Source organism: Bremerella sp. P1 (assembly GCF_028748185.1).
Lineage (GTDB): Bacteria > Planctomycetota > Planctomycetia > Pirellulales > Pirellulaceae > Bremerella.
The window spans coordinates 3874390-3891410 of sequence record NZ_CP118164.1; the positions used below are offsets into that span (position 1 = coordinate 3874390).

The following is a 17021-nucleotide window of genomic DNA, read 5'->3' on the forward strand; positions in this document are numbered from 1 at the left end:
AAAGGCATCCTCCTCACGACCGGCTCGGATTGTCTGTCTGAGGAAGCGGTAACCTATCAGAATTGGCGAAATGTGCCAAGCCGAAAGACGGCCTCTTTGCACAGCGAACTAGATGCACCCGACGCTAGCTATCAAACCACGTCGAAAAGTCCCGCTAACCGGCTAACTTCGCCCCAACAGGGCACTGGCTCGGAAGGGAAGCGAAGCCCAGACAACCATCGCAATTAGCAGTAAACCAATGAAGTGCGGGGGAAGGAAAAGCCACCAGAAAAGCCCGGCTAAAACACCACAAATCTGTGGATTGCGACTCATCCAATCTCGTGCATGTTGTACTTGCTGGACCAGAAGCGGGGGAGTTGCCACAAGAAGCCCGATCGCAACCAGGGCCAGCAGGCTCGTCATGATCGGCGGCCAGTAGGAATACGCGCGGGGAGAGGATGGGCGGATGGAAAGCGGACCGGAATTCGACGAAAGTCGATAGTAGTGGAAACGGTCATTCGTCCCTTCTGCGGCCGAATAAAACCTATCGGATGTTAGCCCTTGCTCGGCGTCTGGGGAAACAGTCCAGGATTCCACTTCGGTCACATTATCACCCAGTAACTTCGTGACAATGTCTAATGTATTGTCAGGTGTCTCGCCTCGCTTACGGAGGATCTCTTGGAATTGAGTTACGGCAGCGAAGGCCTGCTCCATCCGCAGTTTATCCCAGCGTTGAATTTCGGCCGTTGAGAGTCCAGACTGCGTATCTCGCGACGCGTCTTTCAACTGAAACGCCGAAGTCACCTGATCGCGGCTCCAAGCCATTCGATCGAGATGGGGGGCGTTTTCGAGTGTCCACTGGGGTGGTAGGGAAGCCCGCAACATCTCTTCGACTTTGATCGGGAAGTTCAGTGACGGACGCTCTAACTGGTAAAGTTCCTTTTGGCTTGGAACCAGTTTCGACGAGAACGCGATTTCCACCACCTGCGGCAGGCTATTCGACTTCAACGGAACCCGTACGATGCGTTCAGCCTGTTCTTCGATATGACGCTGACGATCGAAATCGACCGAGATGCCCAGGACTTCGACCTCTTGAGGGATCTTAAACTCGACCGCGTTGTTTCCTTGCGGAACAACCGAGACGCGCGTCAGCCCAATCGCTCTTCCTTTGGAATCAACTTGAAGGGTCGTTTCCAGGCTGCTAATCACGGGATTGCCCGTAGGGTTGGCTCGCTGCATCATCTGACACAAGTAGTCAGGCCGCGTGGCATTGAGTAGTTGATGCGTTTCCGGGGTGTTTGCGATCAACCAGCGACCTGACACCGTTGTGGGGCGCAGTGCCTGGGAAAGCCATAGGACCTCCTGGTCATCCACTTCGCGTGGCACAGCCACCCATTGGCTGACGCGGTGTTGCCCAATCAATCGAATCGGGGAAAAGGACACGCGTCTTCCTGGTGTGGTCTTCAGTGTGCCGATCCATTCGAATGCGAAGGAACTCGGCAAAGTCGATCGCGGGATAAGGGTATAAACATACGCGGACTCATCGGGAAGAAGTCGCGACGTAACATCGAACCCGTCAATCGAAGTAACGTCCAGTTCGATCTCCTTGGGAACTAACCATTGGAGATAGCCGACACTGCCACTACGAATGTCGATCTTGCCAACCCACTTAAGTTGCCATTGGCTATCGATTCGATTTACGACTGTTAGGAGATCGCTGGAGATCACCACGTTATTGGGAAGAACTTGCCACTCGAGCGGGAGTGCCGGATCAACCGATTGCCAGATCCCAACGTTCATGATCTGGTCGTTGTTCGGTTCCGAGATTTCTTCCTGGATGGGAATCAGGTTCATCGTGCTGGCTGGGCGAACCAGAACCGAATGATCTCGGACAATCTGTATACGACTCGACTGGGTATGGACTTCATGAATGTTGATGGGAGCCATCTTCACTTCATGAACTTCAGGCGATAACCAGTTCCTTCCGGTAATCGCAAGCTCTTGCAGCCCGCTGACATCGGACAACAGCAATATCCCCAGTTCCCCACTCTTTATGTCGTAGTGCCACTGGATCGGTCGCAAGAGTCCGTCGACCAAGTATTGAACAGAATCAACTTCACAGCCAGGCATCATCTCGACAACGTACTGCTTGGCCTTGCCCGAGTAAGTTTCGATCTGGGCTTTGATATCAAAATCGAAGCCGTCCTCATCAAACATCAGGCGATATCGCAGGTCTGCGTTGCCGCGTGTTGCGATCGGACGAGTCGAGATGAGCCAGTCCAGCGGCTCGAGGGTGCCCACCGCCACGGCAAAGCGGAAGCGTGGTTCGTCTTCGTCCCACTCTCTGAGAAATTCTTCCTGAGACAGGATGCTGACACGTGACTGGGCCTGACTTTGTACCTGCAACTGGCTTGTTGCGGCAACGGCCACCCAGCGGCGTTGGAGCAATCCGTTGATGACTTCGACGTTGGGAAATCGAAGCTGGCCAACCTGTTGAGCACCTTCCAGCGAGAACCTTAGATCGACTTGCTCGACTGGCGCATCTCCATCCAGCAGGTGAATGGCGTAGGTCCGTGTGGAAGCGGAAAGGCTGGTCGATTTCACTTCCGCCGTCCAGCCAAGAGCTTGCTGCATATCCAACGTTAGACGGGAGTCGACAGCCAGCACGATCGGTCCCATCTCTTCAGGGCGACTCGTCAAGTCAAGCCGGACGCGAAGTTGAACGTTCTCATCGTTGAACTCGAGCAGGTCTAGCTCTCGGAATTCAAAGGTCGATTGAAGTTCCGATGACTTCCACTCCAGATCGAATCCGTTCACGGTACCTAGGGGAATGGTTTGCCGAATTGTCGATGCTTCAATCGAAACCTCGCGATCGTCAAATCGTATCAAGGGTGACCCCAATTGCATGGAATCGGCGATCGTGACAGCCGTGCTGGTGAGTGACGGAGTGTCAATGTGTAAGCGAAGAGGACCATCTTCGCTTTGCTGCAAGGGGACACTACTGTTGATCACGATCGTGTGATGTCCCATTTCCTTAATGGAAAGGACAAGCTCGTTCTCGTCCGTGTTAAATGGATTCGGAAGAATGCTTCCTGTATCGGCGACGCTTCCGACTTGGTCAACAGCTGTATTGATGCCGGTTCCCAGCTGAGAATCGTACGGAAGTCGAATCGTCTGATTGGTCTTCGTCGTAACGAGTTCGATATGGGTCGTCACGGTCATCTCTGGCGTCAACTCGAGCGAATCAACGAGCGCGAATTCATAACGCATCCCTTCCACGATCCAAAGCGGAATGACGTCCTCAGGTTGATCCGACAAATCACTGAGTCGTTCATAGAGCGGCAACGGAAGATAGGCTTGTCCGACTGGCTTACGGCTGGAGTCCATCGGTATAAGCACGGGATAGACCGTGGGTTTTGTGACGGAATCTGAAACCGGATCTTGTGCCATGGTTGGCGTAGCTCCATGCCCCAGCCAGGATAGTGTGAGAGCCAAGATCAAGCTGGTCACGGTAACCGTCGAACCCGTCGAGTACTTCCAGGCGGCTTCGGTCGGTCGAATGAGGAGATAGGAGCCCAGGCCACCCAAGATCAGCCCCAAAAAACAGGCCGACGAAATGGGAGCCGTCACATCCGGCAGCCATGGCACGAGCACGAGTAGCACGAGCAGAACGACACAAAACACGCGAGGCACCCTGAGGAACCCAAAGGCACCAATAAATAGCGCGACCATGAGAATCGCAAGGCTGACCATCAAGAGAGAGACTCGATGGACGACCCAAATGGAACCTGGCGGAAGCGGTAAGGTATTGGCCTCGGCAATCTTGGCCGGTTGGTGGCTTGAAATCAGATCGGCCTGGAAAAGTCCCGACCAAAGCCCGTTACGAATGCGATCGCCGAACTTCGACCAGCGAGGGCTAGGATACTGAACTTGCTGGATCAGGCTACCCAATGCGAACTCTCGTTCCTCCGTTGAGGTGGGGAACTCGGCCGTAGCAAATTTCGGTGAGACGGACCGAATCAGCGAAATGGGGCCAGGGTTGATCTGGTAATGCATTTCTAGTTCGCCGGAAGACAAGGCTTCCGGTAATTCGACCTCGACCTTTTGTCCGTCTTGCGTCCAGAGCGTCCAGGGTTCCCCATTCCATTGAATCAGTTCGACCTTGGCATCTTCCGGCAACGTGAAAACAGCCGACGAAGTACTTTGACTGACAATTGTCCAAACCGAGTTCATGCGTTGCCGACCGTTGTTTTCGATGCTGACGCAGTGATTGGCTTGGGTCGAGAAAACATCCGGTAGCGGCTGGGCCCCTTGCCACTGGCAGGTAACCAACTGCGAGATGTTCTCGGCCAATCGTCGGATTTCGTCCGGACGGTAATCAAGTCGCGTGACTTCCAACGAGGTGTCGAAATCGGAATCGAGGTAAATCTTTCGCAGCAGTACCGGATCAATCGTCAGTCGACATGTTTCTGGTGTGGTCAGGGTAAGCACGCCGGACTGGGCTTCCGCTGAAGGAACGGCAAGCAGCAGTGGTTCGGAGAATTGTTCTTCCTGCAGGGGAAAACTGCCACGCAAGATCAAGGGAAACGAACTATCCGATGGCGGTCGCATTTCGTAGATGTAATACGGTTCGCGCTGATTGGGGCCTTCGCCAGCGGAAGTCGTAATGGCCGTCCAACGAATCGGCGCCAAGTCAGGAGTCGTCCAGGAAACATCCTCGGACCAAGGTTGCGTCGACCAGACGAAAATGGTCTCGGGCAAGAGGCCTGTACCACTCAAGCGGATGGCTGCCTGGCGACGCGTGGATGTTTCGTTGGCGGTAATCTGCACGTCCATTTCGGCATCGTAGGTCGCACGTTTTCGAGTCACGCGAGTCAGGTGCTGCAGATCGGATCTTCCACGAATCTCAAACGCCGGTATTTGCCACTTGGTCCCAAACATCCGTTGGATTTCTACGGGAGCTTCCGAGATCAATCGGCGTGCGACCAGTCCTTCTGGTTCAAGCTGAAGATCGAATCCTGGGGCAGGCTTCACCGAGAGCCATTCGACATGACCAATTCCCGGAGGAAAGTCGAAGGGGCGGAAGTCGGCAATTTTCAAATTTCCGAAGTCATTTTCACGCGTGCGACGCAGTGTGACCTGGAAATCGCCTAGCTCGGCCACATCTTCAATACGCAGTAGCCGCTGCTGGTCACGAGTTGTTTCTTCCCATCGAACGGCTGTGCTTTCGGGGAATCGCTGTACCGACTCTACCTGCCAGCCTGGCGACAGTGGCAACTCGAGGTGATCGGTCGGATCATCTCGCTCGAGAATGTGAATCACGCTGTCCGACTGAATCATCAAGTCGTTGACGGTCGCCTTATGCCCCATCGACGTGCGAAGTTTACTTTGTCGGCGAAACAACTGCAGGCCGATCTGAGCAGATTCGTCGAACAGTCGAAACTTAAGATTGGATCGTCCGAGCGAATTATGCGGGACGAAGTCGACTTGTTGGGCGTTCTTGAGTGTGCAGAACGAAAGGTTGATTCCCTCATCCAATTGCACCGCGACGACATGCGATTCGGTTGGCTGCGAAGTGATGCTAATAATGGGAAGATCGATGTGAGAATAATCCCCGAGGGTAATTGGAGTTAATCCTTGAACCGAGATCGCCGCGGTTTCTCCCATCGTGAAGACCGCTTGGGGAATGATCAGTGACTGGTGACCTTCCGGCGTTTCGTGCAGATCGAGGTTGTCAAGGATCTGACCGTTAACCGAAGCTCGAGTGACAACCAGTTCTTTCGGTATTGAAAGATCCAAGGTGGCTTGGGGCGGCGACTGAAGCGAAACCTGAGTGTTGACTTCGCATACGTTATCTTGCACGTGATAACGTGTCGATTGCGTTGCGACGGCGGCATCGGATTGAAAGAGCCGATCGCTGGTAAGTAGCGAAAACTTAAGCTTTCCCTGCCATTGTGGGCTTAGATGCCAAACGTTAGTCTCTTCGTCGCTGTCATCCGAATCGCCAGGGCCTTCCAGCAAAATGCCTTCCTGGATGACCACTTGCCATTGGGAAGGGAGTTCCAGGTAGAAATCGACTTTCGGTGCAAATGCCAGGTTCAGGTCGACCGTTAACTCGTCGCTGTTTCGAGCGGAGGCTTGGTAATTCCAATCCAGGGTGAACGAAGCTGGGACCTGTTTTAAGAAGACTCCCATCCGCGAACCATTCCCGCCGACCCACAACGTGGGCATCGTCGACAACCGCTCATGCTGATCGAAGTAGAACAGGTTGGAACTCTTGAGCGAGACAAACCCGGACGCATCGGTTTGCGGTGCCTCGACTTGGAATTCGGCTTCCCCTTGAAGCGTACGACCATCAAGCGTCGCATGATACGTGAGGCTTTTTAACGCCAGATCGTCGGCGACGTCGTTCTGGCTTTTGGCAAACTGCGTGATCAGCTTCTCGAAGTCTTCCAGTTTCATCTGTGGAGCAAATTCGAAGCCTGACCGCGGCCACTCTTGCGAGCGATTCTCCGGCACGTATACGCGTTGGAACTCGATGGCCTGGCTCGAAGGCTTCTCTTGCGCTGCGCATAGGGCGACGACGGCACTTGTTAGTACAAATACCGCCAGGAGCATGCCGAGCGTTTTACGAAGCCAAACGATCATCGAGATTGTCCGCTGGATTGAACCGCGGCTGGCATGGACGTTGTCGAAACCGCTGAGTTCCCTGCCACACCAGACTGAGAGGTCGCAGGAACCGAGGCCTGACTGTCACTGGAAGATCGCGCACGTACAGCCGATTTGACAGGGGCACGGTACGAAGCGAGCCGATAGAGGACAATTCCGAAGATGGCCAACATGATGCCCAACGTCGACATCTCTCCGACAAGCACGGCGAAATCGGGATACGTCACGGCAATGCCAATCGCCAAGATCGCAGCGGCCCCAAAGACCAGAACATGCCGAGACTGTGGTAGATAGAAAAGCGTCAGTAACGCCCCCAGGGCGATTCCGGAAAACAAAAGCATCAACGAGCTTGTCTTGGCGGAAGAAACTCGCACGTTCTCGACGGGCCCGATCGTACTATACAAAGAACGATGCATGCCTTCTGGGTAGGCGGTCGAAATGTTGGTCTTCGCCAGTGCTTCTAGCTGCTTTTGCGTCAGGCGAGCCGTTCGACGATACCGCCCATCACTCCAGGCCCAGTCCATTTCATCGGACATGCCCGAGGCGGAAAGGATAAGCCAGTTACCAGGTGAAACGATCTGCAGATACGTGTAGCCACCTTCGCGTCCTGGTTGGCTGGTACCCAGGACCGAATTCTTGATGGTCGGCGAATTGATCGTGAGGGAAGATTGCATCCCATCACCCGCGGGGAACTTGTACCAAATCTCTAAACGGTCTCGTCCAGTCTCGCGGCGTTCGGGGATATCGAGTTGGATACGATCTTCATTCAAGGTCAATGGTTGCTCGATTCCATTCCAATACACTTCAACTTGTCGGGCACCTTCAGGGACCTGGATGTCCAACTGCGGTGCTAGAGTTCGGAGTGTGAATACGGCGCGATCTCTTCGTTCGTCTGGAGTCAGCGCGACCTGCAGCCAATGGAAGTCGACAACAACGCGATCGTCGGTTTTCGGGGTCAGAAATGGAGCAGAGAATTCAACTTGTTCATATTGATCCCCGGGCAGTTGCACCGTTTGCCCCGGATGGCTCATGGTGAACGATCGCCAGTCTTCCGTTTGAGACAGGACTTCCACCTCTTGGGAAGACTCAAAGGTCAATTCCAGAGGTTTGAAGTCGACATCAATTCCCTTCTCGGTCAGGCCTGTCGAATCCAGGGTCATCAAGTTCAGGCGATAGTCGCTGCCACCTTCAGAGATTACTTCCAGAGGTGAGTTGTACTTCAATTTGATGCGATATGGCGGAGCGAGATCAGAAAGCGAATAAACCATCGTCTGGTTTTCGCCCAGACCGACACGCTGTCCAGCGACATCTTTCGTGTTGATCTCCGCCGTTGTTACCTCAAAGAAATAGATGCTCTCGGGAAGCTTGAAGACCGCTTGTTCCGGAGAACTATGGAAAGGCTCGAGAGTGAATTCATGGGTGACCGTCGCGTGATCGTTTCCTTCGGCCAGTTGAACGGTTGCTGTGGAACCGACAATCAAACGCGGAACCACCGGAGTCAGGCGAAGTCCCAAGAGGAGCGATTCCTGAGAAGGTGCGGCACGCAGGACGATCGTACCTCGTTCGCCCGAGAGTTCCACTTCCTGGCTGCGGCTTCGGTCGAGTTGAAAGCCTTCACTCTTTTCAGACTGAAAGCGAATCTCGATGTCGTTATCAGGGATGGCGGTTACCGTGGCGGTGCCCAGTGGTTCGGCTCGAGGGATGGGCCATGCCAAGCTGACCTCTGTGGGATCTTCTTCCGCGTGATCTCGCTGCGCCTTGATGTTGACTTCAATTGTGCGGTACGGAGCGACCGTCATTGCTTCGGAACCAGTCTCGCCGGCGAGCGGAAGGATCAATTGGTCCGCGTCCCCTTCTGCGATTTGCCACTGTGATGCCCCTTGGGTATCCACGGAGTCGATGTTCCAGCCATTCAGGTCAATCACCAAGTCGTCGTTATACGTACGCGGCAAACGATAAGAGAGCTTGCCGACCAATTGCGAATTGAGCTTGCCAACATGAAGCTCGTAATCGGTCTTAACGCGAGCAGTCGATTGGATGGGCAACGTGTGCAGAACAAGCGCCGCCGGCTGCTGGTCGTAGGTGAACGTGGCACGGTAGTTCATGCCATCGGTCCCACGTGACGATTGTTCTCGTAAGACACGCGGTGTATCCCAAGTGACGTGGACATTGCCGGCCGAGGTCAGGCTCAAGCGGCCATCTTGGATATCACATCCCAAGACGTTGAATTGGCCCACGGTAAATCGCCGCTTGCCTCTTTCTCCGGGGACGGGATCGGTCTGTTTCGTGTTGATCGTTACCGAGACAGGGGCTTTGGTTGCTTCGCTGAGTTCGACGAGAAGGCGATTGCCAAACGCCTGACCTTGCCGTTCGAGCGGATGAATCTCGTATACGGCTGAAGGCGTGGCCGGCGGTACGAACTCAGCGTCGTCGGCGATCTCGACAATGAACGAGTCGAATGGAATTGTCGTGCTTTCGACCTGTAGTTTGGCAACCGTGGTGACTGTGTCATCGACGTCGACCGAAACGGCCACTTCCCCTTTCACTTTGAGATGGACCGGCTGTTCTTCCATCGCCTGATCGTCAAAACGCCAGCTCAGCCCAAGGCTTCCTCCGGCGTACTCCAAGTGTTGAAGACTATGGTCGGCCGGCGGTGGTTCGATCGGATCTTTGACGACCATGCTCCCTTTGTGCGAGATGTTGGCGCCTGGTTGAGGCACATCCAACTTGACCACGCACTTGGTATCAACCGGCAGGTTGGTTTCCAGAGAGGTTTCGTCACCTCGCGTGGTGAGTGGAAGCAGGGCCGTCACTCGAAAGGTGATCGTTTCCGCCGGTTGTGGAGAAAGGAGGCCACTCTCCGATTCAGGGACTTCGCACCACAAAGCGTATCCGCCGCTGGACGTACTGCCGTTCGGACGATCAGGTCGAACTGGCATAGCCGGCGAGACTTCCACGCTTGAGCGAATGATGGCGTTTTGTAAGCCAATGGGAATTCGTATCCAGCCAGATGCGTACGGGATGACTTCGTACGTCACATCCAAGACGGCATTGGGGCCCTGGATCTGAATGTCGGCCGTGACTCCCTCTAGCGAATACTTGGGGAGATCCTTGGGATTGCGGTTCAGGTAGACATCTTTGTACCAGGCTCGGAACGATTCAGCAGGGAAATCGAGAACGCGTTCCAGTGGTCCCCCTTCGGCGATCGCACCATCCTTGATGGGTAGATAAATGATCTCGGGTTCGCGTTCTTCGATCTTGGTTCCTGATGAGCCTACCTGGGCGTACAGGAAATTGCTGCTGGCGATCGAAGCGACGACCACCCATGCGAGTAGCGCGATACCGATCCTGCGCGACCAGCAATAAACGCTGAGCCCCGGCAGTGCGGAACCATGTTCTCGGCACGCGGTGTTCATAGAGTCAGGAGAAATCTGTGGTACGAGGAGTCTGATAAGGTGCCCCAAAGATTCATGGGGGATCGCCAAGCACGAGCGAGTTCCGCTGGAGAACGTGTCCTGAACTCGCATGGGAAGATCGATCGTAATAACCGCTGTCTCACGATTCCCACTGCCTGGCGTTGTAATCTAAGTCTATTTAGCCATGACCGTTGTTCCCGAAAGGTTAACGCCAATGGCCTGCGAAAACTGCGAAAAAAAATCCAGTCGCACCAATTATACCACCCGCAACTATCAGGAGAGCCGCCCGATGGGAGGAAGACGCCCTAAACTCTACGAAGTGGCAATTTGGGCTTGAAGATCTGCCTGTAATTGGGGGGTAGCGGTCGCGACGATCTTGGGCTTGTTAATATCGAATGGTTGATTGCCAAATCCCTGCACAACGCCGCCGGCCTCTTCGACCAGGATCGCTCCGGCAGCCACGTCCCAAGGCTTGTTAAACGCCGCCCAATAGGCATCCATATGTCCGGCGGCCACATAGGCCAGGTTCAGAGCTGCCGAACCCAGGCGGCGAATTCCCTGCGATTTCACCAGGACATTGATGAAGTCTTCGATGACCTGGGATTCTCGACTAACGGTGGTGGGAAAGCTGAACGCGATCAACGCTTCATCGAGTGATTCGGCTCCGCTGACCTCGATTTTCTCGTTATTCAGGTAGGCCCCCTGCCCTTTTTCGGCCTTGAAACAACGATCGAAGACGGGATCGTAAACCACGCCTGCTATTACCTTTCCGGCTTCGGTAAGGCCAATCGAGACCGCATAATTGGGCAGCCCATGGACGTAGTTCATCGTGCCGTCCAATGGGTCGACAATCCAGCAGAATGGACTGCCTGTCTCGCGCGACAACCCGGATGGCCCCTCTTCGCCCAGGAACTCGAATTCTGGGAAGTCGGCCGTAAGAATCTCTTCAATCACCTTCTGGGCTGCGTCGTCAGCATCAGTGACAAAGTCAGACCGCCCTTTTTCCCGAACATTGAACTTGCCTCGCCATTGCTTCAGCACGTCACCTGCAGCTCTGGCTGCTGTTTCGCAACTCGTTAAATAGGAAGACATTACGTTCCTTTTTGGGGGCTGAGTGAGTTGTTTGAAAATCGGAGGTGTGGGGTGCGTTTTAACACGTATTTTGGGACTTGGGTACTTGCCTTTACCAGGGGTACTTCGCGTAAAATACGTAAGGTTGATGCGGGGTACAGGTTTCGCAAGAATCTTTGCAAATTATTGTGGACACCTTCCCGATTTTTGGTATCATCAACTACATCATCCCCGGGACAGCGGTTAAATACCGCCCATACCCGCTTTGCGAAGGAAAATTTCGCAGGGCAAAACTTCGGCCTCTTCTCTGTTCCGGCCCCGTCGACTTGCTTTAGTGAGCGACGGGGTTTTTTATTTCTTGCCGGTGGTCTTCCGACTAACGCCCGCATCGAACAAAATCGAGCCCATGAGCAACTCGATTTGGATATCTGACTACGACATCGTTCACCGCTGCAAAACGGATAACTTCCAGCTTTCCGTGGCGGCTTTCCCCGGCAAGATGAACGCCAAGTTCCTCTCGCAGCCCAAAAACTGGCAGGTTGCCGAGTGGAATCTGGAAGGTATCGGCAATCGCGAAGAGTTCTACATTCGTGGAAACGATCTCGTCGAAAGGTACACCTCGGACGAAGACAAGCTTTCCACCGAGATCTATTCCCGGGTTTTGCCCGATCTGGATGGTGTCGAACTGATTCTCTCGCGTCAGACATCAACGCTCGATTCGGATGCCGAGATGGCACTCAAGTTTCGTTTCGATGACGCGAACTCGGTCATCACGATGAACGCGACAGGCCAATGGAATGCGCCGGGGTTAGGCCATGAGAACCGCGCCGAGTTGAGTGATCCTATGATCGTCGCGATTGGGTGCCTCGATGCGATTCAATATGCTGTATTTGCTTATCCCGGCGATTGCGCTTCGATTCTGGCCCAGCGCACCAACGAAGAAACCGTCGAGGTCACGATTCCTCTCTTCTCGCTTCACCTGGAAAAGGGCGTGATTCGACGATCGCGGATTCAATTCGTTCGGGCGGAAGGCAAAGACGCCATGGAGCAGTTGGCGGCCAAGTACCAGGCATTCTGTGAATCAGAAATCCCGCTGACGACCTGATGCTGTGAATGAGGCCTCCGAAAACCCGTTCGCATCTCCGGCCACAGTATCGGCGAAGGAGCATCGTGAATTTCACGTCAGTGATCGGGAAGTCGCCTCGCGGGAGCAATACCAGGCAGTATTCGCGGGCGCTCTCGTCTTGGTTTTCGCAGGCATGTGGATCAATCTGTTCATTCAGACTGGTTTCTTTGCGAGTGATGTTCTCATTGGTCATGGCGTACTGGCCTTTATGACCTTTAGCTGCGTGGCAACTGTTGTCAATCATTCCGTACGAGCACGTCGAGCCTGGGAGAGATTCCCACTTCAGCTAAATGATGAAGGTGTCCGCGCGAAGTTTGAAGACGGTGGGAAGTGGACAGGGCTTTACTTCGCTTGGAATGAAATTACTAAAGTCACCTTCGCGCCGCGGAATCGAATGGTGGTGACCGAGGTGAATGGAAAAGAGTTTGTGGCGGACCTTAGCTTGATGGGATCGCGAAAGTGGCACCCATTGAAGGAGACGCTGCGATTTTATTCGGACGCGATGGCCACTACGGATGAGTGAAAGCCAATCCAATCCGTTCGCGTCTCCCACTCAGAAGAGCCTCGATTCACAGAGCACGTTTCCTCTTCGCTTTAGTCTGCCGATCACCCTGGCAATCGCTGGTGTTTTCTCGATCTTAGTGGGAGCTTGGCTTGCTCTTGTTGCCTTCATGTCCGGAGACAATATTCCGTCGGCGTTCTGGTATGTCGTGGTGGGGTTCACGCTTCTCGGCATCTTTGTTCTGAAAGGGGCGGTAGACTCTTGGTACAACGGCCGATTGCAACTGGTAGATCACCGACTCTGTGGCAGATTCCGGCGTGATCGATACAAAATTTACGACGAGATTGATCTGAGAGAGGTCGAGTCATTTGAATTCGGAGGGTTGCCTCAACTGATCAATTCGCCTGCGACACTTAGGCTGGTAACTAAGGACGGCGAAACTTACGAGTTCTACTGCAAGTGGTTTCAAGGAAGCGACTATCAGCAACTGAATGAAGTTCTGTCGAGCTATTGTCCAGGCGAAGAGAACCCCTAGAACACTTGGACCAAACCGACTGACTGGACACCGCGCATAAAAAACGCCCCTGGGCTCGGTGGAGCCCAAGAGCGCGGTCAACTCAATCTTATTTAGAAACGGAAGTTTAGGTGTTGGTCGCCTAAACGGCGACCGCCTCCAATTCTTCCATCTCCTTTGCCAGCCGCTTACGAGCGACGTGCAGACGACGCTTGATCGTTCCGATCGGAGCTTCGAATTCATCGCTCATTTCACGCAGCGACTGTCCTTCGACGTAGAAGGCCTGGAGCGTATCCCGGTCCATTGCGCCGAGGCGGCTGATGCCGACTGCCAGGTTATCCCGACGTTCGACTTCCAAAATCGCGTGCAGCGGCGTTTCGTTTTCTACGCAGACCGAAGCCAAGGCTTCCGGTTCGGTAGCGAAATCGTGCGGCCGACGAACTGCCCGGTTGATAGCCATCCGGGCCGCGATCGAACGCAACCAGCCTGGGAAGGCAGCCGGCTCACGCAACTGGTCCAGCTTCTGCATCGCCTGGATGAACACGTCCTGAGCCAGTTCCTGGGCTTCCCAGTAGTGACGCAGACGCTTCAAAGCGATGGCGAAGACGACCGGCTGGAAGATTTCCACCAGCTGACCGAATGCATCCCGATCACCGTTCTGAGCTGCAAGGACCAAATCGACGATCCGATCCCGTTCATCGTTGTACAAGTTTCCGTTCATCATAGTTTCCAGACGTATATATTCAGGGCAGTTCTGGCGAAATAAGTGCATGCGGCGGCAAACGACGGCTATGCACACGGCACAAAGGAACCCGGCGGCGAGATGGCCTGAAAACGGATGGCATGAAGCGCATCACAGCAGGACAACTCGAGCTCTCGGGGGCCTAGCGTCTCAGAAGCTTCGCGAATTGTGCGGGACCAACCCTTGCGAAATTGCTTGGGTTTTCCGGTCCTTTAGCTTCTGGGTATCAGGCCCAGCGATCCCTCATTTCGGAATCGCATCGAGAGCGACATTGACGGGCTACTGCCTAGTAGTAGGCTGCCGCCAAGACATCGCAGAGCATCACACGGCAAATCGTGTTCGGACGGTTTCGGGGGGCTTTGCTTGCCCCACGTTTTTGGTCCGTACTGTTGCCATGTATGGCCATAGAGGCGCAGACAGGTGGCGGATGCATTGCGAATAACATCAACGGCGACCACGAAAACGCGGGCGACGGCGGCGGCAAAATTGGCGCGAATGTTGATGATGTTGGAACGCATTGTTTCATCCTCCTACGCGTCTACGCGCAGTGAGAGAACTATGAAGTGGAAGTTTGAAATCCTGGCACCTTCCAAGTGCGAGGATCATGAATCTTAAATCGCCGAAAAGGACTCGGCAACAACAAAGATTCTCCCAGCGTGCGGCGAAATTGCCGTCAGCGGGGATACCCGATAGATGCCAGGTGCCTAAAAAAGGTTCGCAGGCGGGGAGAAAAAATGTCCAGAACCTGGCCGAACCGGTCAAGAAATGACCATGCGGATGCCCACAAGTGATGCCTGTCAAGGAGTTTACGTCCGAATGGAGTTTCTCGGGAAACTTCTTGTCTTTCACGGTGAACCCATGAAAAAGCTCACGATGATAGCATCGCGAGCTTTTTCTGTTCGGATTGGGCCGCGGCTTAGTTTCCGACGTTGAAAATCGTCTCGACATTGCCTCGCAGCAGTTGCGTTCCCAGCTCGACTGCCGCTTCCTCCGACCAACTACGGTCGATGACAAAGTTCTCGGCCAGGACTTTCGCCAGGATTCGCTTGTACATAGCGAACTTCGGCAAGGCGAATTCCATTTTGTACATGTCGCTGTAGTAGCCGATCTGCTTGGTGCGTGGAATCGCTTCCAAGCGGGACGCACAATCCTGCTGGATGAAGGTTGGTGTGTTGCTATACCACCAGTGACCATTGGCAACGACATTCGGGAAGATCCACGAGTAGCTGACCAGTTCCTGGTTGGTCACACTGGCAAGCACCGAGATCGGGAAGGTAACGTCGGGAAATGCGTTAAGCAACTCCTTGTACTGAATCAAGGAAACCCGGCTGTCGTAGAGATCCTGGCCTTGGAAAACGCCTTCGGGGAAGACCTTGCGATTGACGCCAATCATCAGATCGAACGGCAGTTTGCGCTCTTGGCAGTTTTCAGCCAGCGTCCAGAAGATGAAGTTGCTGACGGCTCGTTGATCGTCTTCGTCAGCATTAGGGCCTTGGGTGAATACATTGGACAAGGCCGTGTTTGCCCGAGCGTCCGATACCTTCAAAGGGGCGAAGGTCGGTGGCAGCGAGATCGCACAGGCTTTGGCGTTGTTGCTGACGAAGTGGTCGAACAGCTTCCCTATCGCCTGGCGTGCCGAGGCTACGTCGGTGACGTCGACGTCTGTAGCTTCGTAAAGCCGTACCTTGGTGCGAGGATTGGTGAGATGAAACACCAAGTCATCGGTTCGCAGACATGGGATGTACTTGGAGGTGTCGAAACCTTCCAGCGGATCGTCAAAGTCGTTGGTCAGGAAGACACTTTCCAGGCGGCTCTTGCTGAAGACAGTATCGGTCCAGCTATCCGCCGACATCTTCTCTTCGGCCGAATCGTAGAACGATTCCCAGTTGTTGGTATCGATCGTGTCTCCCTCGAAGTCCAACAGCTTCTGGGCCATTTCGATGAACCAGCTGTATTGGATCGTGTTGGAAATCGGGCCGAGATTCTCGATCAGGCGGCCCACCTTTTCCTTAGGTGAGATCCCCTCCTCTTCGATCCGATCTTTGGGCATACCGGCTGAGTGAGCCAGCTCGGTGTAGTAGTGGTACCCGAGGATGTCGGCGAGCGTATGCGACGACGGATCAAGTGCGTTGATGTGCGTATGGGGGTCAATCAGAACGAGTTGGTCGAGCTGCTGGAAGAGGCGATTTCGGAGTTCGATCGACATGGTGGGGGTGCACTATAGGAAAGGGTATCAGCAATTTTGAGTGTCTAATCCATCTGGTATAGCAGATCCGGATTGAAAATTCATCGGTGGGAACCGGATTGGGATTCGATTCTCACCTAGAAAGTCACTAAACTTCCCCTTAAGTAGCAAAGTGTCCCCCTGCAATGTGGGTTTGAATCGTATGACAACTGGCCAGAATTCCACGAATCCATTCGCTTCCCCACCGTCGATTGGCGAGACCGTGAAGGTCGTTGCTGGGAATTACGAGATCCAGGGAGAGCGGATTCTGGGGACGGACAAAATCATCCTTCCGCATGCGTGCGTGAAGTGTGGTGATGTACTATCGGAGCAGGACAGTTCCAGCCGTCGCAAAAAGGATCTGTATTGGGTGCATCCGGCGATCTTCGTGTTGGTGATCCAGCTATTGATCTTTCTGATTGTTTATCTCGCCACGCGCAAGAAGTGTCGCGTCGAGTATTCTCTCTGTCGAGAGTGCAATGCCAAGCAGCGAATCAACATCGTCTATTGCGTGGCATCATTGGCCGTCTTTATCGGAATGGTGGCGCTCATGATCAGCCTTGAGAACGGCTGGTTCTCTCTCGGCGTCATCATAGCTTTTGTGGCGATGCTCACGTTTGCCATTCGCGCAAACGGCCCACTCGTAGTGAAAGCCTACAAGAAAGGCGAATTCCAATTGCGTGGCGCCAGCCCCGAATTTCTTCAGTTCGCTGAGGGGTACACCGACGCCGATGTGGTTCCGGCAGTCGTCTTAGCAGAAGACGGCCGCCTTGCTTAG

9 protein-coding genes are annotated in these 17021 nt (G+C 54.1%); 4 read left to right on the top strand and 5 right to left on the bottom strand.

Features of this window, described 5'->3' with window-relative positions; translation table 11 throughout:
• Positions 1 to 162: 162 nt before the first annotated feature.
• The 3 genes from PSR63_RS16290 to PSR63_RS16300 all read right to left on the bottom strand — a co-directional run bounded on the left by PSR63_RS16290 (position 163) and on the right by PSR63_RS16300 (position 11156).
• Positions 163 to 6627, bottom strand: a complete 6465-nt coding sequence (locus PSR63_RS16290) for a hypothetical protein (RefSeq protein WP_274326735.1) — start codon at positions 6625 to 6627, stop codon at positions 163 to 165.
• Positions 6624 to 10064: a hypothetical protein gene (locus PSR63_RS16295; RefSeq protein ID WP_274326736.1), complete on the bottom strand. Its 3441-nt coding sequence runs from the start codon at positions 10062 to 10064 to the stop codon at positions 6624 to 6626. Before PSR63_RS16295 ends, PSR63_RS16290 begins: the two co-directional genes overlap by 4 nt.
• 312 nt (positions 10065 to 10376) lie before the next feature.
• Entirely contained in the window at positions 10377 to 11156 is a 780-nt protein-coding gene (locus tag PSR63_RS16300) for an inositol monophosphatase family protein (RefSeq protein WP_274326737.1), read from the bottom strand.
• A gap of 385 nt (positions 11157 to 11541) precedes the next feature.
• Here PSR63_RS16300 and PSR63_RS16305 point away from each other — a divergent pair, with 385 nt between their 5' ends.
• The 3 genes from PSR63_RS16305 to PSR63_RS16315 are packed head-to-tail and all read left to right on the top strand — an operon-like array spanning position 11542 to position 13298.
• Positions 11542 to 12240 (top strand): hypothetical protein, encoded by a 699-nt coding sequence (locus PSR63_RS16305; RefSeq protein ID WP_274326738.1) that lies wholly within the window; start codon positions 11542 to 11544, stop codon positions 12238 to 12240.
• A gap of 4 nt (positions 12241 to 12244) precedes the next feature.
• On the top strand, positions 12245 to 12784 hold the full coding sequence (locus PSR63_RS16310; RefSeq protein ID WP_274326739.1) for a hypothetical protein: 540 nt from the start codon (positions 12245 to 12247) through the stop codon (positions 12782 to 12784).
• Positions 12777 to 13298, top strand: coding sequence for a hypothetical protein (locus tag PSR63_RS16315; RefSeq protein ID WP_274326740.1), 522 nt, complete (start codon positions 12777 to 12779; stop codon positions 13296 to 13298). Before PSR63_RS16310 ends, PSR63_RS16315 begins: the two co-directional genes overlap by 8 nt.
• 121 nt (positions 13299 to 13419) lie before the next feature.
• Here PSR63_RS16315 and PSR63_RS16320 read toward each other — a convergent pair whose 3' ends face one another.
• Entirely contained in the window at positions 13420 to 14001 is a 582-nt protein-coding gene (locus PSR63_RS16320) for an RNA polymerase sigma factor (RefSeq protein WP_274326741.1), read from the bottom strand.
• Positions 14002 to 14935: 934 nt separating this feature from the next.
• On the bottom strand, positions 14936 to 16225 hold the full coding sequence (locus PSR63_RS16325) for an amidohydrolase (RefSeq protein ID WP_274326742.1): 1290 nt from the start codon (positions 16223 to 16225) through the stop codon (positions 14936 to 14938).
• 181 nt (positions 16226 to 16406) lie between these two features.
• On the opposite strand from PSR63_RS16325, the gene PSR63_RS16330 reads away from it, so the two are divergent.
• The gene (locus tag PSR63_RS16330) at positions 16407 to 17021 is read left to right on the top strand and encodes a hypothetical protein (protein WP_274326743.1); all 615 of its coding nucleotides are present in this window, start codon (positions 16407 to 16409) and stop codon (positions 17019 to 17021) included.